The organism is Microbacterium sp. ET2 (genome assembly GCF_030347395.1).
GTDB lineage: Bacteria > Actinomycetota > Actinomycetes > Actinomycetales > Microbacteriaceae > Microbacterium > Microbacterium albipurpureum.
In genome coordinates this window covers 2045117-2067912 of the sequence record NZ_CP128170.1, presented here as the reverse complement: position 1 = coordinate 2067912, position 22796 = coordinate 2045117, and the positions used below count along the sequence as shown (strand labels likewise).

Sequence of the window (22796 nt, the reverse complement as noted above, 5' to 3'; positions counted from 1 at the left end):
CTCACTGCTGGCCGAGCTGCTCGTACATGGTGAACATCGGCATGTAGAGCGCCACGACCATGCCGCCGATCAGGATGCCGAGGACGGTCATCATGATCGGCTCCATGAGACTCGTGAGCTGCTCGGAGGCGGCGTTCACCTCGGTCTCGTAGAAGTCCGCGATGCTCTCGAGCATGTCGGGAAGAGAGCCGGACTCCTCGCCGACCGAGACCATCTGCGCCACGAGCGGCGGAAACACATTCGCCTTCGCCAGCGGCGCGGCGAACGACCGCCCGAGGCGGACGGACTCGCGCACCTGGTGCAGCGCGTCTTCCACGGCCTTGTTGTTCGCCGCACGGCCGACCAGGTCGAGAGCCTGCATGAGCGGGACGCCGGCCTTCAGCATCATCGAGAGGTTCCGCGCGAAGCGGGCGACGGCGATCTTCGTCACGAGCGGCCCGAAGACGGGCATCCGCAGGAGGAAGGGGTCGACCGCGCCGCGGAACCGATCGGTGTTCTTCACCCGCTGGTACCAGACCGTGCCGCCGACGACGAGCACGACGACGAGCGGCAGGATCCACGCCATGTTGCGGGACAGCGTCACGAGGATCTGCGTCGGGAGGGGGAGCTCGCCGCCCATGCTCGCGAACATGCCCTCGAAGATGGGCACGACGAACGTGATCATGGCGATGACGCCGATCACCGCGATGACCAGCACGATGATCGGGTAGGTCATGGCCGACTTGATCTTCTGCTGCAGGTCGACGTCGGCGCGATACGCGCGGGCGATCGCGTCGAGCGAGTCGGCGAGGAATCCGCCGGTCTCCCCCACGCTCACCAGACTCACCATCAGCGGGGGGAAGACCTTCGGATGCGCCGAGAGAGCCGACGAGAAGGAGTGCCCGGACTCGATGTCCACCTGCACCGCCACCAGGGCCGAGGCGAGCTTCCGGTTCTCGGTCTGGTCGGCGAGGATCGCCAGCGCACGCACGAGCGGCAGACCTGCGTGGATGAGCCCGGCGAACTGCTTGGCGAAGACCGCGAGGTCTTTGGTGCCCACCCGCTTCTCGAAGCCCGGGATCGAGATGTCGCGGTTGAGCCCGGCCTTCGACATCGGAACGACGCTGAGGGGCAGAAGCCCCTGCGCACGGAGCTTCGCCACGACGGCGCTCTCGCTCGCGGCTTCGATCGTCCCCTTCGCCTCGGCCCCCGCTGCGCTGACCGCACGCCACTGATATTCCTCGAGCGGCATCACATGCTCCAGTCGTCGGATGCCGCGGCGGCGGCCGGAGGAGCCGCGGCCGCCAGCCACGCCTCGGCGTCGAGATCGCGGGGGCGCACGCGCACGTCGTCGAGGGCGTGGGCGTCGGTGAGGAAGTGCCGCGCGACCGAGGCCGCGACCTCTCCCTCGGCGACGAGGTGCTTCAGCGACTGGTCGAGGGTGTGCATGCCGTGGGCCTCTCCGGCCTGCATGGCGTTGTAGAGCTGCGAGATCTGGTTCTCGCGGATGAGGTTCGCCACCGCCGGCGTCGAGACGAGCACCTCGGTCGCGATCACGCGGCCGCCGCCCTGCGCACGAGGCAGGAGCGTCTGGCTGATGACGCCCTGCAGGGTGTCGCCGAGCTGGCTGCGCACCTGATTCTGCTGATGAGCGGGAAAGGCGTCCACGATGCGGTTGATGCTCTTGGCCGCTCCCTGCGTGTGGAGGGTCGACAGCACGAGGTGCCCGGTCTCGGCCGCGGTGAGCGCCGTCGAGATGGATTCGGGGTCGCGGAGCTCGCCGATGAGGATCACGTCGGGGTCTTGACGCAGCACGCGCCGGAGGGCCTCCGCGAACGAGCGGGTGTCGGAACCGACCTCGCGTTGATGGATCAGCGAGCGGCGGCTGGTGTGGACGAACTCGATCGGGTCTTCGACCGTGACCACGTGCGCCGGCTCGAGGGTGTTGATGATGTCGATCATCGCCGTGAGCGTGGTCGACTTGCCCGACCCGGTGGGACCGGTGACCAGGACGAGACCGCGCGGGCGGAGCGCGAGCTCGCGCGCGATCGGCGGGGCGCCCAGCTCATCGAGCGTGTAGGCGCGGGACGCGATGAGCCGGAAAGCCGCTGCCACCTGACCGAGCTGGCGGAAGACGTTGACACGGAAGCGCCCGACGCCGGCGACGTGGTACGACAGGTCCACCTCCCCCGAGGCGCGGTAGTCCTCACGATGCGACGGTCCCATGGTCGAGAGCAGCTCGTCGAGGAGCGTCGCCGCCGGCAGGGCGTCCGGGTACCCCGGCACGCCGACGAGGTCGCCGTCGAGGCGCTGCAGCGGCGGGGCGTCGGCGGAGAAATGGATGTCCGACGCTCCCGCCGCGGCCGCCTCGCGGAGGATGCCGTCGAGGAGCGGCGCTGCGCCCTCGGCCGCCAGGCCGACGCCCGACATCCTCATCTCAGACTGTGACACGCAGAACCTCCTCGATCGTGGTGAGCCCCTCGAGCACCTTGGCCCAGCCGTCGTCGCGCAGCGTCGTCATCCCCTGCTCCAGGGCGAGTTCGCGCATCTCGGTGCCCGTCGCCGTCCGCACGACGAGCGTTTCGAGCTCGTCCGTCATCGCCATGACCTCGTGCACCCCGACGCGACCGCGGTAGCCGGTGCCCGAGCACGCCGGACATCCCGCGGCCCGGTAGAGAAGAGGCGGGTCGGCGGGGTCGTGCGGCACGTTCAGACGCCGCAGCACGACCGGATCCTCCCGATAGGGCTCCCGGCAGGTGACACAGAGCCGACGCGCCAGCCGCTGGGCGACGACGGCGGACAGGGCGGTGGCGACCAGGTATGGCTCGGCGCCGATCTCGGTGAGGCGCGCCACCGCGCCCGGAGCGTCGTTGGTGTGCAGAGTGGACAGCACGAGATGACCGGTGAGGGCCGCCTCGATGGAGATGATGGCGGTCTCACTGTCGCGGATCTCACCCACCAGAACGACGTCGGGGTCGGCGCGCAGAATGCTGCGGAGCGCCGATTGGAAGGTGAGGCCGGCCTTGGTGTTCACCTGCACCTGGTTGATGCCGGTCATCCGGTACTCGACGGGGTCTTCGACCGTGATGACGTTCACGGTCGGAGACGACACCTCTCGCAGAGCCGTGTACAGCGTCGTGGATTTGCCCGACCCGGTCGGCCCCGTCACCAGGACCATGCCGTGGGGACGGGAGATCGCCGACCGGAATCGACCGAGGTTCTCCGGACCCATCCGCAGGTCGCCGAGCGAGAGGCTGACGGCCGTCGTGTCGAGGATGCGCATGACGATCTTCTCGCCCCACACGGTCGGCAGCGTGGCCACGCGCAGATCGACTTTGCGCCCGTCGTGCGACACCGAGAGCCGGCCGTCCTGCGGACGGCGACGCTCGGCGATGTCGATCGCGGCCATGATCTTCAGCCGCGAGATCACGCCGTCCTGGATGTTGCGATCGGCCCGCTGCATCTGGTGGAGGACCCCGTCGATGCGGTAGCGGACCATGAGGTGCGTCTCGCCGGGCTCGACGTGGATGTCGCTGGCGCGATCATCGATCGCCTGCGTGATGAGCAGGTTGACGAACCGGACGATGGGGGCGTCGCTGTCCTGCTCGTCGATGCTCTCGGTCGCGACCTGCGTCGTCGACGCACTCTCTTCGAGGGTGGCGGAGAGGTCGGAGAGCTCCTCATCGGAGCGGACGTACCGCTGGAACGCCGACTGCAGGGCATCCGAGGCGACGACGACAGGTTCGACCTGGAGATCGGTGAGCGTCGCCACGTCGTCGAGGGCGATGATGTCGGTGGGATTCACCATCGCCAGGACGATGCGGTCGCCGTGGCGGTCGATGGGCAGCACCTCGTACTTGCGGCAGAGGCTCCCGGGGATGATCCCGACCACGCCGGCGTCGAGCTGAGCGGCGTTGATGTCGACGAAGCGATGACCGGTGTGGCGCGCGATCGCCTCGCTGAGCTGCGTGGGCGTGACCAGACCCCGATCGACCAGCTGGCGCATGAACTCGTCGCTCTCGCCGTGCTCCGCGAGCAGCTCACTCAGCTGAGCAGCGCGTGTCGCGCCCATGAGGACGAGGGTCTGTGCGATTCCGCGCATATTCCGTGTCACCCCCGACGGACTCGTCCCGACCGGCGTTCCAGGAAGAGCGACCGCGTGGACCACGACCACGCTACGGCGACCTACAACGAAGGAACCGTGACGACCGCGAACGCTGAGCAAGACCTGCGCGTGCTGAGGAAAAACTGAAATTGAATCTGAGTGTGAGCTATGTGAATTCTGAGGAATACGTGCAAGATGAGAAAACACTCATAAACGAAGCTTTTCGACCCACGCGTTTCTCCATCCCCCCACCGCGCCGCAGAAAGCTCCAACCCATGCGACCGATCGCCTCACATCCCCTGTCCGATCCCTTCGCGCGCACCGCGCTCGTGATCGACCGCGATGCCCTCCACAGCGAGAAGCTCGCGGGGGCGCTCCGGGGCCAGGGCTTCACGGTGCACGTCGCCCGCGACGGGCTGCGGGGAGTCGAGCGGGCGAGCAAGCACCGGCCGGACCTGATGGTCGTCGACCTCGATCTCCCGGGCATCGATGGATTCGAGACGATTCGGCGCATCCGGGCGTTCTCGGACGGCTACATCCTCGTGGTGAGCGACGACGAGACCGAGTCGGCGGCGGTGGAGGCGTTTCGGGCCGGCGCTGACGACTATGTGATGAAGCCCTACGGTCCTCACGCACTCCGAGCCCGGATCGACGCGCTGCTGCGTCGGTCGCGGGTGCGCCTGGAGTCCTCGGTCCTCGACGACGGCGCCGGGTGGATGCAGCACGGGTCGCTCCGCCTGCATGCCGCGTCTCGACGCGTCGAGGTCGACGGCGCCGAATGCGACCTCACGCGTTCCGAGTTCGACATCCTCCTCACGCTCATGAGCGCGAAGGACCAGGTCTTCACGAAAGCCTCGCTGGCGCTCATGCTCCGCGAATCGAACGGGCTCCTCGGCCACCACATCACGCCCCACGACCGCCACGCCGTCGAAGTGCACATCATGAACCTGCGCCGAAAGCTCGCCGACGACCCCCGAGCGCCGCTGTGGATCGAGACCGTCCGAGGTCTCGGTTACCGCCTGGCCCCCGCTGCGGCGCGCGTGCCGGTGATGCTCCACGTGGCGGGGTGAGCCCGCGACCGTGCGGCGCGGCGGTTCTTCCCGCGTTCACCCGCCGGTCCTAGCGTGAGCGCATGAGTTCGCGCGACGAGGCCCGTCCTATGAAACCCCCCGCAGCCGCTGACAGCGCCGCCGTCCCGGTGATGGGGCTGGACCTCCGGGAGGATCGCGCCGCGCCGCGGCGCCAGATCTATGCCTGGGCGCTGTGGGACTGGGCGACGCAGCCGTTCAACACGGTCATCCTCACCTTCATCTTCACCGCCCTGTACCTCACGACCGACGCCTTCCTGCCGGCCGACGTCGCAGCTCTCCCGAACGATGCGCCGGCGAAGGAGGCGGCCCTCGCCGACCTCGCCGTCGGGCTCGGCTGGGGTGGCACGATCGCGGGCCTGCTGATCCTCGCGATCGCGCCGATCCTCGGGCAGCAGGCCGACGCCCGCGGACGCCAGAAGCTCTGGCTCGGAATCGGTACGGGCGCGCTCATCCTCTGCATGTTCGGGCTGTGGTTCGTCGAACCCGCGCCGGCGTACTTCTGGCTGGGTGTCGCGCTCATCTCCGCCGGCACCGTGTTCGGCGAGATCGCGGCGGTCAACTCCAACGCGATGCTCATCGGCATCGCGAACCGGAAGACGATCGGCCGGGTGTCCGGGCTCGGGTGGGGCTTCGGCTACCTCGGCGGCATCGTCGCCCTGGTGCTGGTGATCGTGTTCTACAGCGCCGACTGGTTCGGCATCTCCGAAGCCGATGGCCTTCCGTTCCGGATCATCGCCGTCGGCTGTGCGATCTGGGCGATCGTCTTCTCGATCCCGATCTTCCTCGCCGTGCCGGAGCCCTCCGTGGGTCGCCCCGAGCGCAAGGTGGGATTCTTCGCCGCCTACGGCCTGCTGATCCGAGATGTCATCGGCCTCTACAAGAACCCGGGCACCCGCCAGACGTTCTGGTTCCTCCTGGCCAGCGCCGTCTTCCGCGACGGACTCGGCGGTGTGTTCGCCTTCGGGGCCGTCATCGCCGCGCAGGTGTTCGGCTTCGAGTTCCTGGACCTCGTGATCTTCGGCGTCGCCGCGAACCTCGTCGCCGGTGTGTCGACCATCATCGCCGGGCGCTTCGACGACCGTTTCGGCCCGAAGTCGGTGATCGTGTTCTCACTGAGCGGCATGGTGATCGCAGGGCTCGCCGTCTTCTTCCTCGTCGACGCCGGGACCACGGTGTTCTGGATCGGCGGTCTCATCCTCTGCGCGTTCGTGGGCCCCGCTCAGGCTGCCGCGCGATCGTTCCTCTCGCGCGTCACGCCGGCCGGCCGGGAGGGCGAGATCTTCGGCCTCTATGCCACGACGGGACGCGCCGCGAGCTGGATGGCGTCGGCGATGTGGTCGGTCTTCATCATCATCGGAGGCGTCACCGCGTTCGGCATCCTGGGGATCGTGCTCGTCCTGCTCGTCGGACTGCTGCTGCTGCTGCCCGTGCGCGCTCCGCGCTGACGGGCCGAGGGGTCAGCCGCTGAGGTTGTCGGCGAGCTTTGCGAGCAGGCGCGCGAGCTCGGTGCGCTCGTCCTCGGTGAAGGTCTCCAGAGCCTGGGCGATGGCCTCGCGTCGCTCGCCGCGGAACCCTCGCACGAGCCGTCTCCCGGCGTCGGTCAGCGCGACGCGGGTGCGCCGGGCGTCGTCGGGGTCGGCTTCGCGGCGCACCAGGTCGAGCTGCACGCACTGCTGCACCAGACGCGAAGCGCGGGGCTGGTCGACGCCGATCGCCTCGCCGATCTCGCCGACGCTCAGCGGATGCGCGGCCGCGGCGAGAGACTCGAGCAGTCGCAGGCGCGCAGGTCCGCCGAAGTGCGGGGGCATGGCGGCGGCCTCGGGACCGGCAGCCGGCGGGCCCCGGTGACCGCGCGGTCCCCGCTCGGACCACGGATGCCGCGGGCCGGCGCCTTCGGTGTCGCCGCGCCCCGTCCAGGGCGGCCCGCCGCGACGGGGTCGGAGCCGGGCCAGAGCTGCGGCGATCTGATCGGCCGCGGCGAAGCGGTCCGAGGGATCCGGCGACGGGTCGGACAGCGGATCGCTCACCCGTCCAGAATACATGCCACTTGACATGCATTTGAGATGCATGTCACACTGCATGTACATGCCTTATGACATATGAATCTCGTCGCCGTGCGCGACGATCGGAAGGACACCATGAACACCGAATCACCCGACACCCCGAACACACCAGACCGCCCGCTCGGCTTCTGGCTCCGGGCGACTGAGGCCCTGATCTCACGCGAGGTCGACGCGGCGCTCGCCGCCCACGATGCCGACCGGCGAGAATGGATGGTGCTGAATGTGCTCGCAGGCGACGTCGACGCCCGCGGGTTCCGCGACCGTCTCGCCCGCAGACCGAAGATGCTCCGACACCTCGCCGATCGTGGCCTGGTCGATCGCGACGGCGACGACTGGACCCTGACGACCGAGGGGCGCGCCCGGCGCGACCTCCTGGCCGACACGGTCAGCGGCGTCCGTGCCCGCGTCTCCGACGCCGTCTCCCCCGAGGACTACCGCACGACGATCGCCTCCCTCGAGGCGATCGCGCGGGAGCTCGGGTTCTCCGAGGATGACCCTCGTCCGTGGCGCGGTGCGCTGCGGCATCCACGCCACCGCTTCGGTCTCCGGCCCTTCGCGCCGGGCGAACCCCGTCCCGGCGATGAAGACGGCCCCGGCCGCCGCTTCGGCGGCAATCCCCACCACGGCTTCCGCGGTGCCGGTCCCCGTCCCGACGCGGACGCGGTCTGACGGGAGCCGGATCAGGTCTGCCGGCGGATGAAGCGCATCAGCCAGGCGATCACGGCCAGCACGAGCAGGACGATGCCCAGCCAGAGCAGGAACTTCACCGCCTCGACGAACAAGCCGAGGAGCAGAAGGACGATTCCGACGATGAGCAGGATGAGTGCGAGTACGGGCATGCCTTCAGCCTGACCCGTCTGCCTCCTGGCGGCAAAGGGTTGACAGCGGAGCCCGTGGCGTTCAGGCGCCGCGGGCTCCGGCGTCGGTGGCGCCGACGTCGGTGACGTGGAAGTTCAGGTGAGAGCGCGACGCCGTCGGACCCCGCTGACCCTGATACCGATTGCCGTACGGCCCTGAACCGTAGGGCGTCTGCGTGGGCGAGGAGAGGCGGAAGAAGCAGAGCTGCCCGATCTTCATCCCCGGCCACAGCTTGATCGGCAGGGTCGCGACGTTCGACAGCTCGAGCGTGACGTGCCCGGTGAAACCCGGGTCGATGAAGCCGGCGGTGGAGTGGGTGAGAAGACCCAGCCGCCCCAGCGACGACTTCCCCTCCAGGCGCGCGGCGATGTCGTCGGGGAGGCTCACCTGCTCGAACGTCGCCCCGAGCGCGAACTCGCCCGGGTGCAGGATGAACGGCTCGGCCGGGTCGACCTCGATGAGATGGGTGAGGTCGGGCTGGTCCAGCGCCGGGTCGATGAACGGGTACTTGTGGTTGTCGAAGAGCCGGAAGTAGCGGTCCAGGCGCACATCGACGCTCGAGGGCTGCACCATCGCGGGATCCCACGGCGCGAGACCGATGCGTTCGGCGTCGATCTCGGAGCGGATGTCGCGGTCGCTCAGCAGCACGCGGATCAGACTATCGCTGTCGCTGGTGTTATCCTTGCGAGGCGCTTCGGGCGCACCCTCCGGGGGTGTAGTTCAATGGCAGAACATCAGCTTCCCAAGCTGAGAGCGCGGGTTCGATTCCCGTCACCCCCTCCACCTGACGATCACCGCCACGAAGAACAAGAAGCTGAAGTAGGGCTAGAGCAGCGAGACGAAGCCAGGAGCACGAACGGTCAGATCGTCTCCATCGCGGCGGCGATCCGCCCGTCGAGATCCTCGAGTTCTGCCATCAGATCGACAGCCGCCCAGACTCGGTCCCGCTTTCGGCCGGTCATTTCCTGGACGATGCCCGCGTCCTCCAGTCTGGCGATCGCGTTGTAGAGCTTCTGCGACACCGGGCCGACGACCCGCTCGATATCGGCGACACTCATGACCGGGTTGTCGAAGAACGCCGGGATGAGCAGGGCTGCGGTGGAGCCGCGACGCACGTCGAGTTGCGCTTCCCACTGCTGCGGGAACTGCTTGATCCGCTGCACAGAGATTCGGCCCTCCTCGGCCGCGGCGACAGCGGAGCGGAGCATCAGCTCGAGCAGCGGCCGAACGTGACCAGCCCTATAGCTGCCGAGCCCGTCGAAGTAGTCGCCGCGGCGGGCGAGCAGGCCGCTGGCGACGGGCACGACGGTCTGCGGTGTGACACCGCGACGTCGGAGAATCGCGCCGATGAGGGCGCGACCGGTACGGCCGTTGCCGTCCCCGAAAGGGTGGATCGATTCGAACTGCGCGTGCGCGATGGTCACCTGCGCCATCGTCGGGAGGTCATCCCGATTCGCGAAGACGATGAGGTCATCGAGCAGCTCGTCCACCCGACCCTGCGGGGGCGGGACGAAGAGCGCGTTGCGCGGGCTGTTGTCGCTGCCACCGATCCAGTTCTGACTGTCGCGCAGCGTCCCCGCGTACGGACCCTCGGCAAGGTCGTCGCGCATCAGAGCTTCGTGCGCGGCGAGGATGTCGGCCTTGTCGATCGTGCCGCGCGACCCGGCGGATGTGACCATCGTCGCCAGCGCAGTACTGGCCGCGACCATGCTGAGTGCCGAAGAGTTCGATCTCTGGCCGGCCAGTGCACGGGCGAAGTCCTCCGTGCTCGCCGAAATGCGCTCGATCTTCGAGGATGCGACCGACTCGCTCCGGATCATGAAACGCGCCATCGCGGCAGGCTGCCCTGTCGCCTCACCGTCCATCGCTCCCAGCACGACGAGTGCGCGCTCGCTCAGCGCCGTCAGATCAGCAGGGATGGCGTAATCGAGTTCCGCGATCAGCGGTGGCATCGAGGTCGTGACCTCGGTGAGCACCCGGTCCTCCCGGCTGCCGCCGCGACGCTCCTGACGCCAGGGAACCACCTCCGCGCCGTGCGGCGGCCAGTCGCTTGTTGCGAGCTCGGTAACCATGAATAGCTCTTCCGTTATTCCTGTTTAGATACTACAAACAGGAATAACAAGAGTGATAGCCCTGGTTGCGAGCCTGCGCCGACGCGCAGCGACCCACACACCGGAACGTCACCATTCCCGGCACACCTTCGGACCCCGTCACCCGGGAGGCGTACTCCCGGGCGTCTCTGCCGCGGAAGACGCGCCCGTGATGTCGAAGACGGTCACCTGAGCCGGCGGCTGCTCCTCGAGGACGCGCACGAACTCCTGGTGCACGGGATGCGGCAGGTAGTGCTCGAGGGCATTCCGGTCGCGGAACGTCACCACCATCCCGTAGTCGTTCCCCCGCTCCAGCCCCTCGCCGCTCACACTCGGCCCCTCGACGATGCTCAGCCCGCCGATCCGATCGGGGAACTCGCGCGCGAGGACACGGGCGCGCTCAACCCTGGCCGGCGAGACCCCACTCGGCCACTGGATGAGCACGACATGGACGATCGACATCTCGTTCCTCGTTTCCTTCGTCATTCGACCGCGTCCCGGGCACGGACCGGGAGCGTGTGCCAGGTCTCGTAGGCCATGGCGGCCGCGGCCGCGGCATCCTTCTTCTCGCACAGCACGATGAAGCGCTCGTGGCGCTCCGCGGCCGCCGGTGCGTCACTGCCGAAGCGCAGGCGCTCGGCGCGGCGGACGATCGGACCGAACTGCTCGAGCACCGTCACGACGGCGGCATTGCCGAGGGCCTCGACGGGGACCGCGTGCAGCTCGTCGTCGGCGTCGAGGGCTGCCGAGACGTCACCGCGCTCCGCGGCCGCGGTGAAACGCCGGTTGGCGTCGCGCATGCCTGCGATGTCGGCCGGAGTGAGCCGCCCGACCGTCTCGCGGACGGCGAGTTCGTGCATGGCCGCGACGACGTCGCGCGCGTCGCGGAGTGCGGACTCCTCGATCGGGCTCACCGTGGTCGAGCGACCCGGCTGCGACACGACCAGCCCGCTGCCGCCGAGTCGCAGCAGCGCTTCGCGCACCGGGGTGCGGCTCACGCCGAGCCATGCGGCGAGATCGCCGTCCTTCAGCTGCTCCCCGGGTTCGAACGTGCCGTCGACGATCGCGTCGCGGAGTCGACGGTAGACGTCATCGCGGAGCAGGCTGCGCGGAAGCGACGGGGAGGCGGGAGGGATCGGCACCTGACATATTGCACACAGTGTGCGGCATCGGCGCAACCGCGCGGTGTCCCGGCGCTACGGCAACGGCTCGGCGGTCTCGCGCGCGGCGCGGGCCGACGAACGCACGGCTCCGATGCTCGCCGCGATCACGAGGGCGATGCCGACGAGCTCGAGCCAGGCGAGCTCCTGGCCGAGCAGGATGAATCCAGCGAGGGCGGCGGTGGCCGGAGCGAGGCTCATGAGGATCGCGAAAGCCGCCGCGGGCAGCCGGCGGAGGGCGATGAGCTCGAGTGCGTAGGGGATGGTCGACGACAGCACCGCCACGGCCGCTCCGAGCGCCAGGAGATCCCAGCGGAGGAGCGCGGGCCCCGCATCCCAGATCCCGAGCGGCAGCATCACGACGGCACCGACGGCCATGGCGATGGCGAGTCCGTCGAGCTTCGGGAACTCCCGCCCGACGCGCGCTGAGGCGAGGATGTAGAACGCCCAGCTCGCTGCGGCGCCGAGCGCGTAGAGCACGCCGATGGGGTCGAGGCGGTCCCACCCCCCGCCGCCGAGCGCGACCACACCTGCGAAAGCCAGCACCGCCCACAGCCACGCCGAGGCACGCTTGGAGGCGACGATCGACAGGACCAGGGGGCCGAGCACCTCGATCGTGACCGTCACCCCGAGAGCGAGGCGTTCGAGCGCGAGGTAGAACAGTCCGTTCATCAGGGCCAGGACGAGACCGAACAGGATGACGGCGCGCCACGCCGCCCGCGAATGCCCGCGGAGCGCGGGGCGGGCGACCGCCAGCAGCAGCACGGCGGAGAAGGCCAATCGCAGCAGCACCATGCCGAGCGGCCCGACCTGCGGGAACAGCAGCACCGCGATCGAGGCACCCACCTCCTGGCAGGCCAGGCCCGCCACCACGAGGAGGACGGCGGGGCTCGGCGCCCGCGTGCTCACGAGACCGGCGCGGTCACGGGAGGGGGCAGATCGCGTTCTGGGCGATCGCGTCGCGCTGCTGCTCGGGAGTCCAGGGAAGACCCGCCTCGGGTGCTGTCTGCCCCGACGCGGCGGGCGCCTTCGACGCGACCGCCGCGAGCTGCCAGGCCAGGAACGCTCCGATCCCGTCGTTGGCGCGCGAGTTGTTCAGCGAGACGGCGACGGTCAGGCCGGTCTGCGGGTCGGCGAAGGTGGCGGTGATGTACCCGGGGGTCGAGCCGTACTGGCCGATCATCGACCCCGCCTGGACGACGCCGCCGGCGGTGGTCTGCCACGACGGTGCGCCGTCGTAGGGCGGAAGCGGTGCGTCGTAGCGCTGGTCGGTGTCGATGCCGAGGGCGTTGGCGGCCAGGCCCTGGGCGTAGCGACCGAGGTCGTCGATCGTCGTCACCACGCCGGCGTCGGTCCAGCCGAAGCTCGCCGAGGCCTCGGTGATGTTCAGCGGCTCGGCGCAGTCGACGCCGCCTTCGATGTCGGGTGACCAGAGTCCGTCGAGCACCGCACCCTCGGTCGCCGGCGCCGCTGCCGCTCCGCCCGGAAGCCGGGTGGCGTCGAGGGCGAGCGGGGTGAAGACCTCGTCCTGCAGCACCTCGGCCGCGGTCTGGCCTGTCGCGCGTTCCAGGATGAGCCCGGCGAGCAGGTATCCCGAGTCGGAGTCGCGGAACGCAGCGCCGGGCGTCACGTCGGCGGTCGTGCCGACGCCGTATCCGGCGAGCTCCCTCGGGTTCCAGACGCGGTCGGGTGTGGTGAGGAAACTGCTCTGCAGACGGGGTGCGTAGTCGCCGAGTCCCGAGGTGCCGTCGCACAGCTGCTCGACGGTGACGTCGGCGAGTCCGGCGAAACCCGAGACATAGTCGGTGATGGGCGCGTCGAGGTCGATCAGTCCCCGCTCCGCGACGAGGTAGACCGCGTCGCAGGTCATGGCCCGCGTCACCTGTCCGGCGCGGAAGGCGCTGTCGGCGGACGTCTCCGCGCCGCCGGGGGCGGTCGTCCCGACCCCCGACACCCATGATCCGCTCCAGGGCGCCCAGACGCCCACGACGGCGCCGGATGACCCGGTGGCGGCCATCGTGAAGGTCACGGCGTCCTGCAGCTGAGTGACGATGTCGTCGGGAAGGGCGCCGTCGACCTGCGCGGGTACGTCGATCGGCACCGTCTGGTCGGGAGAGCAGGCCGTCAGCCCGATGGCGACCGCACCTGCGACGACCGCCGCGAGGGCGCCACGAAGGGCGCGCGATCGATCCGAACGCAGCCGCATGTCACCCCCAGGAGCATCGTCGTCCTCGAGAATCTAAGCACACGGGGGCTGGGTGAACGCTCCTGGTCGTCGTGTGCTCAGCGTCGTAGGGTGGTCAGCTGTGACCCATCGGTTCGACGACACCACCGTCGCGGCGATCCTCCGCCACATGAACGACGACCACCGTGACGACAATCTGCTGATCGTGAGCGCGTTCGGTCCGTCTGGCCCGTACCGGGGGGCGCGGATGACGGGGCTCGACGGCGCGGGAGGCGACTGGACGGCCGAGACCGACGCGGGCGACGAGGTCGCGGTGCGAGTGGACTGGCCCGGGGGAGCCATCACCGAACGCCCCGAGGTGCGGCGCGAGATCGTGGCGCTGTACGACGAGGCGTGCCGTCGCCTCGGCGTCGCGCCACGACCGCATTGACCAACGCCTGCACGGAGCGACGCCCGCATCGACCGGGGAACGATGCTGGTTAGGTGACCCTAAGTCGCCTATGATGAGGCGCATGGCCGACCTCATCCCGTTCTCGGCGATGCTGCGTGAGCGCTCCAGCAGCGCGCACTCCTCCAGCGAGCGCTCCGGATTCATGGCCGACCTCATCGAGGGTGCCGGAACCCGCGAGGACTACGTGGCATTGGTCGCCCAGCACTGGTTCATCTACGAGGCACTCGAGACGGCCGCCGAGCGGATGCGCCGCGACCCCGTGGCATCCGTCTTCATCTCCGACAAGCTGACCAGGCTCCCCGCCCTCGAAGCCGACCTCGCGTTCCTGCTGGGTGCCGACTGGCGAGACCGCATCAGCCCTCTCCCGACGACCCGCGCCTACGTGGAGCGCATCCGGCAGGTCGGGGCGACCTGGCCGGGCGGCTTCGTGGCACACCACTACACCCGCTACCTCGGCGACCTGTCGGGCGGACTCTTCATCGGGCGCCTCATGGCCCGGCGCTTCGGATTCGAGACCAACGGCATCGGCTTCTACCTCTTCGACGAGATCGCCGACCCCCGGGGCTTCAAGGACGTCTACCGCGAGCAGCTCGACGCCGCACCGTGGGACGCCGACGAGCAGGAACGCGTCATCGACGAGGTGCTGCGCGCGTACCGCTACAACACCGAGCTGTTCGAGGATCTCGCCGCCGCGAAGGCCGAAGCCGTCGCCTGAGGGTCAGGATGCCGCGGGGCGGCGGACGTGCTCGTGCATCCACCGCGCGACATCCGGATCCACGCGGATGTCGCTGGGTCGGAGGGGCCGCGAGAGGTAGAGCCCGTCGAGCGAGGTGAGCCTCGACAGCGCCACGTAGGTCTGGCCGGGCGCGAACGCGCCCGAACCGAGGTCGATCACCGCGCGGTCGTAGGTCTTGCCCTGCGACTTGTGGATCGTCACCGCCCACGCCAGCCGCAGCGGGAACTGCGTGAACTCGGCGACCACCTCCCGGGTGAGCGTGCGTGATCCGGCGTTGTAGGCGTAGCGGAACCTCTCCCACACCGCGGGCTCCACATCGAACTCCTGCCCGTCGACCTCGACGCGCACGGTGCCGCCGGCGATGCGGGTGACCGTGCCGATCGTGCCGTTCACCCACCGGGGCGGATCGCCGTAGCCCTGGGCGTCGTTGCGCAGGAACATCACCTGAGCCCCCACCTTGAGCTTCAGCTCGGTGTCGGCGGGGTAGTTCGCCTCACCACGCCCGAAGTCGCCGTTGATCTCGGCGACCGCGGTCTGCTCGCGGCCGACGAGCTCGGTGAGGTGGCGGCGATTGATGTTGTTGACGATGTCGTTGCGGGTGGCGAGCGTGATGATGGGGTGCTCGCCGTCGTCGGGGTGCGGGGGCGTGCGGGCACCGGTGTCGTTGAGCACCTGCGCGATGTCGGCGGTGACCCGACCGTGACGGACGGCGTTCAGCATCGCCTTGAACGCGGGGTCGGCCTGCCGGTGGATCTCGGCGAGCTCGCGCACGTGCAGCGAGGCGCCGTACCCTCCGAGCTCCATCAGCCCGTCGCCGGCGACCTCACCGGTCCACACCTTGGCGTCGAAGAACCAGAACGAGCGGTAGTGGTCGCGGATGTAACGCATCTCGTCGCCGCGGGGCGGCACGGGAGCGAGCTGGTAGGGATCGCCGAACATGACGATCTGGACGCCCCCGAAGGGCTCGGCGCGCCGGCCCCGCGCCTGACGGAGGGCGCGATCGATGCCGTCCATGAGGTCGGCGTTGACCATGGAGATCTCGTCGATGACCAGGGTGTCGATGGCGTTGAGGATGCGCCGCGTCGCATCGGACTGGTCGAGGTCGGTGTTCGCGATGAGCCCGATCGGCAGCCGGAACAGCGAATGGATCGTCTGACCCTCGACGTTGAGCGCGGCGACGCCGGTCGGGGCGCACACCGCGATCTGCTTGGAGGTGTTCCACGCCAGGTGCTGCAGCAGCGTGGACTTGCCGGTTCCGGCGCGGCCGGTGACGAAGACGTGGTCGCGGGAGTCCTCGATGAGCCGGAACAGCGCCTCCTGCTCGGCGGAGAGCGCGGGCGTGGTCACCGGTTCATGGTAGACGGATGCCGCGAGCTCGGCGCAGACCGGGGAGCGGTTTCCTAGACTGGGCTCATGCAGCAGGGGGCGGCGGCGGGGGGCAGGCGTCGCTCGCGCTCGCGCCTGGCCACCGATCTGGCCGTGCTGGGCGTGGTCGGGGCGCTCCTGGTCGCCGCGTTTGTCGCGGCGGGCGCGACGCTTTACCGCGAGTTCTACAGCCCCGCCGCCTTCGTCGAGCGGTATCTGGGACTCCTCGCCGACGGGCGAGCGGCCGAAGCCCTGGCCACCCCGGGGGTCTCGGTCGACATCGAGGCGCTCGAGGCGGCGGGTCTCCCCCCGACCGCCTCGCAGGCGCTGCTGCGTCGGGACGCTCTCGCGGCCCTCGGCGGCGTGGAGATCGTGGGCGAGGAGACCGACCGCAGCGTGACCCGCGTGACCGCCGCCTACCGGGCCGGTCAGTTCGAGGGGACCACGACCTTCGAGGTCGAGCGCGACGGATCGGTGGGGCCGCTTCCCACCTGGCGGTTCGCGACGAGCCCGCTCGCGGTCATGCAGGTGGCCGTGCAGGGGTCGATGACCTTCGACGTCAACGGCTTCTCGCTGGACAAGCGGCAGGTTTCGCCCGACGGCACGGAGGCCGACCCGTCGGCACCGGTGTCGCTGCTGGTGTTCTCCCCCGGGATCTACTCCGTCTCGGTGGACACGGCGATCTCGACCACGCCCGGGGTGGCCGTGGTGTCGGACAGCCCGTTCTCCTCGGTGCCGGTGTCCCTCCAGGCCCAGCCGACCGAGGAGTTCGTCTCGGTGGTGCAGGACCGTGTCGAGGAGTTCCTCACCGAGTGCGCCACCCAGGAGGTGCTCCAGCCGACCGGCTGCCCCTTCGGCTACCGGGTGCAGGACCGCATCGTCTCGCCGCCGACCTGGTCGATCACACAGCAGCCCGCCATCCGACTGGAGCCCGACGGGGCGAACTGGACCATCGCGGCGGCCCCGGCTGTGGCACGGATCGCCGTCGACATCCGCTCGCTCTTCGACGGTCGCGTGGAGCGCACAGAGGAAGACGTGCCGTTCACCCTCGCGGGCAGCATCACGGTCGACCCCGAGGGGCGGGCGTCGATCTCGATCACCGGCTCGGAGACGCAGTGATCTCCGGCGGCACGATCAGCGGCTGACGCGGGCTTCGCGTTCGGCACGCTCGGCGTCGCGCTGGGCGAGGGCGGCGAGCTGGGCGTTGTAGGCCTCGAGTTCGGCGTCGTCGGTGCGGTCCGCGTGACGGTCGCTGCGCTTCTGGTCGCGGGCATCGCTGCGACTCCACTGGATGGCGACGGTGATCGCGAGGATCAGGGTCGGGATCTCTCCCACCGACCAGGCGAGCCCGCCGCCGATGTACTGGTCCTCCACCGGCGTGGGCCCCCAGGTGCGGCCCATCGAGCCGAACCACTCGGCGACCATGAGACCGGACTGCATCATCATGGCCACGCCGAAGAACGCGTGCATCGCCATGACGCCGATGAGGAGCAGCAGCCGGCCCGCGTACGGCAGACGCCAGGGCACGGGGTCGATGCCGATGAGGGTGAGGGCGAAGAGGTATCCGGTGATGAGGAAGTGGGCGATCATCCACTCGTGGCCGAGGTGGTCGTAGAGCGACCAGCGGAAGAGATCGGTGTAGTAGAACGCCCAGAGCGACCCGATGAAGAGCCCGGCGGCGACGAACGGATTCGTCAGCACGCGGGACAACGGTGTGTGCACCGCCCAGAGGATCCACTCCCGGCCGCCGCGCGTGCCGTCGTCGCGCTTGTGGATCGCCCGCGCCGCCAGGGTCACCGGGGCACCGGCCACGAGCAGGGCGGGGATGGCCATCGACAGCAGCATGTGGCCGAGCATGTGGGCGCTGAACAGGTAGTCCTGGTAGGCGTTGACCGGACCGCTCGTCACCCAGAACAGCAGCACGATCCCGAGGGTCCACAGCACCGTGCGGTACACGGGCCACCGGTCGCCGCGGCGGGTGAGGCGCCAGACGCCGGCGAGGTAGAAGAACAGCCCGAAGCCGGCCGCCGTCGCCCACAGCAGATCGAGGTCCCACGCCGTCAGCCACCGGTCGAGGGTGAACTCGGGCGGGAGCGGGGCTCCGGTGAGGACCTCGGCCGGGGTGCGGACGGTCGGGAGGGTGGTGTCGACCGGAGGGGGCGTGCGCGCGAGCGCGGCGGCGGCGCCGCTGGCGATGCCCATGAACGCCAGCTCGACGGCGATGATCCCCCAGAAGCGGCGGGCCGCGGCATCCGGCTTCTGATCCAGTCGTGCGATGGCGCCGCGGCGGTACCAGGCACCGAAGACACCGATCGCGATGAGGGCGATCACCTTCACGGCCAGGATCGCGCCGTAGGGGCTGAGGAGCGCCTCGGGGGTGACCACGCCGATCGCGGCGCGGACGGTGCCCGAGAGGGCCACGACGAGGAAGGCGGCCAGCGCGATGCTCGAGTAGCGGCTGAGCACGACGGTCAGGCGGGAACGCTCGAGGACCGGCCGGAGGATGACGAGGAGCAGGAGGCCGCCGAGCCATGCGGCGGCCGCGATGATGTGAAGCGCGAGCGCGATGACGGCGGAGTTGTGGTTGGCCTCTTCCCCCGAGTGGCCCTGCGTGGCCATCGGGATGAGCGCCGCGATCGCGGCAAGGGCGACGAGCATCGTGGCGAGCCAGGAGCGCACCGCGAACGTCAGAACGGTGAGGGCGGCGCCGGCGACCGTCGTGAGGAGCCACGCCCGGCCGGGTTCGGTGTCGACGAGGAAGCGGCCGAGCTGGGCTCCGAACTCGGCGCCGGCGTTGACAGCCGGGTTGAACGCGTCGACGAAGGTGAGGAAGCCGGTGGCCGCGGCGGAGACGGTGAAGAGCGCCGCCGAGACCGATGCGGTGTCGAGGGCGACGTCGAACTCGCGCTCTCCCGCGCGGAGGGCGAAGAGCGCCAGGACGAGAGCGCCGACCATGCCGGCGGCGGAGAGGTTGACCAGGAGCTTGGCGACCGGGAGGCCCCAGCGGGCGACGGGGCCGGGATCGCCGATGAGCAGCGGGGCTGCTCCCCCGCCGAGGGCGAGTCCCGCGATGAGGGTGACGAGCGCCGCGGCGACCAGGATCGCGGGCCCGGTGGCCCGCAGCGCGCGGGAGTTCACCCCTCCAGCCTACGTGCGGGCGGTGGGCGGCGGCTGGGCGCGCGGGGGAAGCCGAAGGGGGATGCCGCGCTGTGCGACATCCCCCTTCGATCAGGTGCGGCAGTGGTTACTTGACCGCAGCCTTGAGCTTGGAGCCGGCGGTCACCTTGACGCGCTTGCCGGCGGGGATCTTGATCTCTTCGCCCGTCTGGGGGTTGCGGCCGGTGCGAGCCGAGGTGTCGACCTGCTCGAAGGAGATCCATCCGGGGATGGAGACCTTGCTGCCCTTGGCCACCGCCTCCGACACCGTGGAGAAGAGCGAGTCGAGCACGCCGGACACGGCGGACTGGCTCTGACCCGTGGCGCTCGCGATGCTCGCGACGAGTTCGGTCTTGGTGATGGACTTGTCAGCCATGTGGATTGTCCTCCAGGGCGACCGCAGGTCGCCTTCTGCTACGTGGACCGGGGCGGGTTCGCCGCCGGCTGGTCGGACCGACCGGGGTCGAATATACCCACGGAACCGCGGAATCTCGCGGATTTCGGCTCCTGGCGGACGGAATGGGCGGCGTGTCGCGCGTTCTGTGGTGCTGTTGTGACGCCTGAGGCGGGATTCGGGATGATCCCGCGGCGGCGCAGGTCGAGCGGCGCGATCAGTGTCCATGGAGTCGACGGAGGGCTGCGACGACGTCGCCGTGCCATCGCCGAGCCGCGGGAAGCACGCCGGTGAAGATGGGGGTGTCGTGGGTGACGCCGAGGTACTGCACCGCGCTGGCGTCGACGCCGGCCGCGCGGAGCGCTGCGGCGTAGGCGGCGCCGTCGCCGCGGAGCGGATCGAATTCGGCGGTGAAGATGACCGCGGGCGGGAGTCCCGCGTGCGAGGCGGCCCGGAGGGGCGAGGCGAGGGGTTCGCGCGCCGTACGGCGATGAGGCAGGTAGGTGCGGGCGACCGAGCGGAGCCGCGGAGCGCGATGACGGTCGGCACGCCCAGCGCACGGGTGGCCCGGAGGTCGAGATGGCGGCCGGTGAGGTCGAGGACCGGGACCTCGAGCACCTGGAGTCGGAGGGGCAGCGGACCTTCGTCGTCGCGGTTGAGGAGGGTGACGGCCGCAGCGAGGTTCGCGCCCGCGGAGGTGCCGAGGATGCCGATGCGGCCCGCGTCGACGCCGAGCTCGGCGGCGTGGGCGAAGAGCCAGCGGAGCGCCGCCGCGCCCTGTTCGACCGCGACGGGATAGCGGTGCTCGGGAGCGAGTGCGTAGTCGACGGCGACGATGACGACGTCGGCATCGGCGGCGCGGCGGCGGAAGCCGGCGTCGGTGGTCGGGTAGTCGATTCCGCCGATGCGGAAGGCGCCACCGAAGAACGCCAGCACCGCGGGTGCGGGCGTCGTGGCAGGGCCTGCGGCGGACGAGCGCGGGTCGTAGACGCGCACGCGCACGGCGGGCCGTCCCGGAACGTCCACGGTGCGCTCGATCGTGCGGATGTCGGGGCCCGGGGTTCCGACGGTCTCGAGCTCCGTGCGATCCCAGGCCAGGGCGGCGCGACGATGCTTCGCCCGCGCACGGGCGCGGGCGGCGACGGGCGTCAGCTCAGGCGTTGCCGGTCGCCGGGCCGACGGCGGCGCGGCATCCTGCTTCTGCGTCGAGCCGGAGCTCAGCGCGTGCGCGAAGGGCCAGAGCGCGGTGAGGCGCTTCTTGGCGGCCGTGAGTGCTTGCCCGATGAGGTATCGCCGGTGGACCCGAAGGCGCTCGGCGAAGATCGGATCGAGTGGCATGGGGCTCCCCTACCCTGTGTGAGATGACCGTTCTGTCCGCGGTAGCCACGGTTTCCGGCATCCTCTTGATCCTCGTGGCGTTGAACGACGTCTTCCAGACGCTCCTGCGCCCGAGCGGGACCGGAAGACTCACTCATCTCATCTTCCGGCTGGCCTGGTCGTTGAGGCGAACCCGGCGGGTCGCAGCGTCGGCTCCGCTGACCATTCTGGCGGTCATCATCGTGTGGGTCTCGCTCGTGACCGTCGGCTGGGCCCTCATCTATCTCCCGCACATGCCGGACGGATTCGCCTACCAGAGCGTTGACGCATCCGACTACCATCCGTTCGCGGAAGCACTCACGATGTCGATGGTCGCACTGACGACTCTGGGGCTGGGCGATGTGGTTCCGAGCCAACCGGTTCTGCGGTTCGTCTCTCCGCTCGAAGCGCTCATGGGGTTCGCGCTGCTCTCGGCATCGGTGTCGTGGTTCATGCAGGTCTACCCGGCGTTGGCCCGCCGGCGGGCTTTCGACTTGTTGGTGCACAGCCTCAGCGAGGCGCGAACTGCCGAGGACCTCGCGGCGCTGAGTGCTGGCCGGGCCGCCGATCTCCTGACAGCGGTGACGGACTCGCTCTCGACGCTGACCGCGGATCTCGTGCAGAACTCTGAGATCTTCTACTTCGGTTCGGCGTCGGAGCGGATGTCCGCCCCCCACGCATGCAGTACGTGCTCGAGCTTCGCGATGCGGCGTTGTCGTCGACGAGCGTGGACGTCCGCGCAGCAGGAAGGAGCCTTTCCGCCGTGATCGAGGAGGTCGCGAGCCTGCTGAAGGCGCAGTATCCGCACGTCGTCGGCGAGTCGACCGAGGAGATCGTGACGAATGTCGCGATCGCCCACGCCGAGCGATCAGCGTCTCCGCCGCGCCCCGGAAACGGGTGAAGGGCGGGAGCTCCGGAGAACTCCCGCCCTTCACCGGCTGGTTGTGATTACCAGGACGACTTCGTCACACCGGGCAGCTCGCCACGGTGGGCCATGTCACGGAAGCGCACACGCGAGATGCCGAACTTGCGGAGGTTTCCGCGGGGACGGCCGTCGATGGCGTCGCGCTGACGCAGGCGAACCGGCGACGCGTCGCGGGGCAGCTTCTGCAGGCCCAGGCGGGCGGCTTCCCGCTCTTCGTCGCTGCTGGTGGGGCTGACGAGGGCCTTCTTCAGCTCGGCCCGCTTGGCCGCGTAGCGCTCGACGATCTCCTTGCGCTGGTTGTTGCGCGCGATCTTGCTCTTCTTGGCCATGAGATCAGCGCTCCTCTCGGAATTCGACGTGCTTGCGGATGACCGGGTCGTACTTCTTCAGCACGATGCGGTCGGGGTTGTTGCGGCGGTTCTTGCGCGTCACGTAGGTATACCCCGTGCCGGCGGTCGAGCGCAGCTTGATGATCGGACGTACGTCCTGAGCCTTCTTCGCCATCAGAGCTTCACACCCTTCGCGATGAGGTCCTTCACGACCGACTCGATGCCGCGGACGTCAATGACCTTGATGCCCTTGGCCGACACGTTCAGCGTGATCTTCCGACCGAGCGAGGGAACGTAGTAGGTCTTCTTCTGCACGTTCGGGTCGAAGCGGCGCTTCGTCCGGCGGTGCGAGTGCGAGATGTTGTGACCGAAGCCGGGAACCGCTCCAGTCACCTGGCACACTGCTGCCATGGTGATGTCTCCTTCTGTACCGTGACACCGGACGGTGCCACCCAAGATCCCTTGTCTGCACCCCGATTCGGGCGCGACCATGGGCCGGCTTCGAAGGAGGGGTACGAACTACGCGCTGGAGTGCGCGCAGACAAACCTCGAT

26 protein-coding genes, 1 tRNA gene and 1 pseudogene are annotated in these 22796 nt (G+C 69.5%); 9 read left to right on the top strand and 19 right to left on the bottom strand.

Features of this window, described 5'->3' with window-relative positions; all coding sequences use genetic code 11:
* Position 1: 1 nt before the first annotated feature.
* From QSU92_RS10035 to QSU92_RS10025, 3 genes are read right to left on the bottom strand one after another with little or no spacing between them, the layout of a single operon-like run.
* A complete protein-coding gene (locus tag QSU92_RS10035) occupies positions 2-1231 on the bottom strand; it encodes a type II secretion system F family protein (RefSeq protein ID WP_289261393.1) in 1230 nt (409 codons plus the stop codon).
* Entirely contained in the window at positions 1231-2430 is a 1200-nt protein-coding gene (locus QSU92_RS10030) for a type IV pilus twitching motility protein PilT (RefSeq protein WP_289261391.1), read from the bottom strand. The genes QSU92_RS10035 and QSU92_RS10030 overlap by 1 nt, the downstream gene beginning before the upstream one ends.
* A complete protein-coding gene (locus tag QSU92_RS10025) occupies positions 2417-4081 on the bottom strand; it encodes a GspE/PulE family protein (RefSeq protein WP_289261389.1) in 1665 nt (554 codons plus the stop codon). The genes QSU92_RS10030 and QSU92_RS10025 overlap by 14 nt, the downstream gene beginning before the upstream one ends.
* 278 nt (positions 4082-4359) lie before the next feature.
* On the opposite strand from QSU92_RS10025, the gene QSU92_RS10020 reads away from it, so the two are divergent.
* Together QSU92_RS10020 and QSU92_RS10015 are read left to right on the top strand one after the other, a co-directional pair.
* Entirely contained in the window at positions 4360-5154 is a 795-nt protein-coding gene (locus QSU92_RS10020) for a response regulator transcription factor (RefSeq protein WP_289261387.1), read from the top strand.
* Positions 5155-5216: 62 nt separating this feature from the next.
* Positions 5217-6620: an MFS transporter gene (locus QSU92_RS10015; protein WP_289261385.1), complete on the top strand. Its 1404-nt coding sequence runs from the start codon at positions 5217-5219 to the stop codon at positions 6618-6620.
* 12 nt (positions 6621-6632) lie between these two features.
* Here the strand turns inward: QSU92_RS10015 and QSU92_RS10010 are convergent, their stop codons facing one another.
* Positions 6633-7202, bottom strand: coding sequence for a MarR family winged helix-turn-helix transcriptional regulator (locus QSU92_RS10010; RefSeq protein ID WP_289261383.1), 570 nt, complete (start codon positions 7200-7202; stop codon positions 6633-6635).
* Positions 7203-7313: 111 nt separating this feature from the next.
* Between QSU92_RS10010 and QSU92_RS10005 the strand changes: the two genes are divergently transcribed.
* Positions 7314-7907: a hypothetical protein gene (locus tag QSU92_RS10005; protein WP_289261381.1), complete on the top strand. Its 594-nt coding sequence runs from the start codon at positions 7314-7316 to the stop codon at positions 7905-7907.
* 11 nt (positions 7908-7918) lie between these two features.
* Here the strand turns inward: QSU92_RS10005 and QSU92_RS10000 are convergent, their stop codons facing one another.
* Together QSU92_RS10000 and dcd are read right to left on the bottom strand one after the other, a co-directional pair.
* Complete coding sequence (locus QSU92_RS10000; protein ID WP_289261378.1) at positions 7919-8077, bottom strand: hypothetical protein; 159 nt, start codon at positions 8075-8077, stop codon at positions 7919-7921.
* 61 nt (positions 8078-8138) lie between these two features.
* Positions 8139-8744, bottom strand: a complete 606-nt coding sequence (gene dcd, locus QSU92_RS09995; protein ID WP_289261376.1) for a dCTP deaminase — start codon at positions 8742-8744, stop codon at positions 8139-8141.
* A gap of 61 nt (positions 8745-8805) precedes the next feature.
* Between dcd and QSU92_RS09990 the strand changes: the two genes are divergently transcribed.
* Positions 8806-8879: transfer RNA gene (locus QSU92_RS09990), tRNA-Gly, on the top strand.
* A 77-nt stretch (positions 8880-8956) separates the two neighbouring features.
* Here QSU92_RS09990 and QSU92_RS09985 read toward each other — a convergent pair.
* From QSU92_RS09985 to QSU92_RS09965, 5 genes are all read right to left on the bottom strand, one after another.
* On the bottom strand, positions 8957-10168 hold the full coding sequence (locus tag QSU92_RS09985; RefSeq protein ID WP_289261374.1) for a Fic family protein: 1212 nt from the start codon (positions 10166-10168) through the stop codon (positions 8957-8959).
* Positions 10169-10306: 138 nt separating this feature from the next.
* Entirely contained in the window at positions 10307-10648 is a 342-nt protein-coding gene (locus QSU92_RS09980) for a Dabb family protein (protein ID WP_289261372.1), read from the bottom strand.
* 20 nt (positions 10649-10668) lie between these two features.
* Positions 10669-11328 carry a GntR family transcriptional regulator gene (locus tag QSU92_RS09975; RefSeq protein ID WP_289261370.1) on the bottom strand — a complete coding sequence of 220 codons (660 nt, stop codon included), beginning with the start codon at positions 11326-11328 and terminating at the stop codon, positions 10669-10671.
* Positions 11329-11382: 54 nt separating this feature from the next.
* Positions 11383-12255, bottom strand: a complete 873-nt coding sequence (locus QSU92_RS09970; protein WP_289261367.1) for an EamA family transporter — start codon at positions 12253-12255, stop codon at positions 11383-11385.
* Between the two features lie 13 nt (positions 12256-12268).
* Positions 12269-13552: a serine hydrolase domain-containing protein gene (locus tag QSU92_RS09965; RefSeq protein WP_289261365.1), complete on the bottom strand. Its 1284-nt coding sequence runs from the start codon at positions 13550-13552 to the stop codon at positions 12269-12271.
* A 100-nt stretch (positions 13553-13652) separates the two neighbouring features.
* On the opposite strand from QSU92_RS09965, the gene QSU92_RS09960 reads away from it, so the two are divergent.
* A complete protein-coding gene (locus QSU92_RS09960; RefSeq protein WP_289261363.1) occupies positions 13653-13961 on the top strand; it encodes a DUF2470 domain-containing protein in 309 nt (102 codons plus the stop codon).
* Between the two features lie 82 nt (positions 13962-14043).
* Positions 14044-14697 (top strand): biliverdin-producing heme oxygenase, encoded by a 654-nt coding sequence (locus QSU92_RS09955; protein WP_289261361.1) that lies wholly within the window; start codon positions 14044-14046, stop codon positions 14695-14697.
* A 3-nt stretch (positions 14698-14700) separates the two neighbouring features.
* Here QSU92_RS09955 and QSU92_RS09950 read toward each other — a convergent pair whose 3' ends face one another.
* Positions 14701-16065, bottom strand: a complete 1365-nt coding sequence (locus tag QSU92_RS09950; RefSeq protein WP_289261359.1) for an ATP-dependent DNA helicase — start codon at positions 16063-16065, stop codon at positions 14701-14703.
* Positions 16066-16131: 66 nt separating this feature from the next.
* On the opposite strand from QSU92_RS09950, the gene QSU92_RS09945 reads away from it, so the two are divergent.
* A complete protein-coding gene (locus tag QSU92_RS09945; RefSeq protein WP_289261357.1) occupies positions 16132-17202 on the top strand; it encodes a hypothetical protein in 1071 nt (356 codons plus the stop codon).
* 15 nt (positions 17203-17217) lie between these two features.
* Here QSU92_RS09945 and QSU92_RS09940 read toward each other — a convergent pair whose 3' ends face one another.
* The 4 genes and pseudogenes from QSU92_RS09940 to QSU92_RS09925 all read right to left on the bottom strand — a co-directional run.
* Positions 17218-19221, bottom strand: a complete 2004-nt coding sequence (locus QSU92_RS09940; protein WP_289261355.1) for a bifunctional copper resistance protein CopD/cytochrome c oxidase assembly protein — start codon at positions 19219-19221, stop codon at positions 17218-17220.
* 106 nt (positions 19222-19327) lie between these two features.
* On the bottom strand, positions 19328-19615 hold the full coding sequence (locus QSU92_RS09935; RefSeq protein WP_289265875.1) for an HU family DNA-binding protein: 288 nt from the start codon (positions 19613-19615) through the stop codon (positions 19328-19330).
* Positions 19616-19850: 235 nt separating this feature from the next.
* Positions 19851-20132 (bottom strand): alpha/beta hydrolase fold domain-containing protein, encoded by a 282-nt coding sequence (locus tag QSU92_RS09930; protein WP_289265874.1) that lies wholly within the window; start codon positions 20130-20132, stop codon positions 19851-19853.
* 149 nt (positions 20133-20281) lie between these two features.
* Positions 20282-20971: pseudogene (locus tag QSU92_RS09925) on the bottom strand (alpha/beta hydrolase); the annotation flags it as partial.
* 23 nt (positions 20972-20994) lie between these two features.
* On the opposite strand from QSU92_RS09925, the gene QSU92_RS09920 reads away from it, so the two are divergent.
* Both QSU92_RS09920 and QSU92_RS09915 read left to right on the top strand, forming a co-directional pair.
* Entirely contained in the window at positions 20995-21756 is a 762-nt protein-coding gene (locus QSU92_RS09920; protein WP_289261353.1) for a potassium channel family protein, read from the top strand.
* Positions 21753-21890 carry a hypothetical protein gene (locus QSU92_RS09915; RefSeq protein WP_289261352.1) on the top strand — a complete coding sequence of 46 codons (138 nt, stop codon included), beginning with the start codon at positions 21753-21755 and terminating at the stop codon, positions 21888-21890. The genes QSU92_RS09920 and QSU92_RS09915 overlap by 4 nt, the downstream gene beginning before the upstream one ends.
* Before the next feature lie 47 nt (positions 21891-21937).
* Here QSU92_RS09915 and rpsN read toward each other — a convergent pair whose 3' ends face one another.
* Genes rpsN through rpmB form a run of 3 tightly spaced genes read right to left on the bottom strand, consistent with a single transcriptional unit; the run spans position 21938 to position 22654 of the window.
* On the bottom strand, positions 21938-22243 hold the full coding sequence (gene rpsN, locus QSU92_RS09910) for a 30S ribosomal protein S14 (RefSeq protein WP_289261350.1): 306 nt from the start codon (positions 22241-22243) through the stop codon (positions 21938-21940).
* A gap of 4 nt (positions 22244-22247) precedes the next feature.
* Positions 22248-22418 (bottom strand): 50S ribosomal protein L33, encoded by a 171-nt coding sequence (gene rpmG, locus QSU92_RS09905; protein ID WP_005051772.1) that lies wholly within the window; start codon positions 22416-22418, stop codon positions 22248-22250.
* Positions 22418-22654 (bottom strand): 50S ribosomal protein L28, encoded by a 237-nt coding sequence (gene rpmB, locus QSU92_RS09900; RefSeq protein ID WP_124291907.1) that lies wholly within the window; start codon positions 22652-22654, stop codon positions 22418-22420. The genes rpmG and rpmB overlap by 1 nt, the downstream gene beginning before the upstream one ends.
* Positions 22655-22796 lie beyond the last annotated feature (142 nt).

What these genes read in the sequence shown, in the direction of transcription:
- QSU92_RS09965 (WP_289261365.1), bottom strand. Translation starts at nt 13,552, where the DNA reads ATGCGGCTGCGTTCGGATCGATCGCGCGCCCTTCGTGGCGCCCTCGCG.
- QSU92_RS09935 (WP_289265875.1), bottom strand. Translation starts at nt 19,615, where the DNA reads ATGGCTGACAAGTCCATCACCAAGACCGAACTCGTCGCGAGCATCGCG.
- QSU92_RS09920 (WP_289261353.1), top strand. Translation starts at nt 20,995, where the DNA reads ATGACCGTTCTGTCCGCGGTAGCCACGGTTTCCGGCATCCTCTTGATC.
- QSU92_RS10000 (WP_289261378.1), bottom strand. Translation starts at nt 8,077, where the DNA reads ATGCCCGTACTCGCACTCATCCTGCTCATCGTCGGAATCGTCCTTCTG.
- QSU92_RS09980 (WP_289261372.1), bottom strand. Translation starts at nt 10,648, where the DNA reads ATGTCGATCGTCCATGTCGTGCTCATCCAGTGGCCGAGTGGGGTCTCG.
- QSU92_RS10025 (WP_289261389.1), bottom strand. Translation starts at nt 4,081, where the DNA reads ATGCGCGGAATCGCACAGACCCTCGTCCTCATGGGCGCGACACGCGCT.
- QSU92_RS09985 (WP_289261374.1), bottom strand. Translation starts at nt 10,168, where the DNA reads ATGGTTACCGAGCTCGCAACAAGCGACTGGCCGCCGCACGGCGCGGAG.
- QSU92_RS10015 (WP_289261385.1), top strand. Translation starts at nt 5,217, where the DNA reads ATGAGTTCGCGCGACGAGGCCCGTCCTATGAAACCCCCCGCAGCCGCT.
- QSU92_RS09955 (WP_289261361.1), top strand. Translation starts at nt 14,044, where the DNA reads ATGGCCGACCTCATCCCGTTCTCGGCGATGCTGCGTGAGCGCTCCAGC.
- QSU92_RS10020 (WP_289261387.1), top strand. Translation starts at nt 4,360, where the DNA reads ATGCGACCGATCGCCTCACATCCCCTGTCCGATCCCTTCGCGCGCACC.
- QSU92_RS10005 (WP_289261381.1), top strand. Translation starts at nt 7,314, where the DNA reads ATGAACACCGAATCACCCGACACCCCGAACACACCAGACCGCCCGCTC.
- QSU92_RS09945 (WP_289261357.1), top strand. Translation starts at nt 16,132, where the DNA reads ATGCAGCAGGGGGCGGCGGCGGGGGGCAGGCGTCGCTCGCGCTCGCGC.
- rpmG (WP_005051772.1), bottom strand. Translation starts at nt 22,418, where the DNA reads ATGGCGAAGAAGGCTCAGGACGTACGTCCGATCATCAAGCTGCGCTCG.
- rpmB (WP_124291907.1), bottom strand. Translation starts at nt 22,654, where the DNA reads ATGGCAGCAGTGTGCCAGGTGACTGGAGCGGTTCCCGGCTTCGGTCAC.
- rpsN (WP_289261350.1), bottom strand. Translation starts at nt 22,243, where the DNA reads ATGGCCAAGAAGAGCAAGATCGCGCGCAACAACCAGCGCAAGGAGATC.
- QSU92_RS10035 (WP_289261393.1), bottom strand. Translation starts at nt 1,231, where the DNA reads ATGCCGCTCGAGGAATATCAGTGGCGTGCGGTCAGCGCAGCGGGGGCC.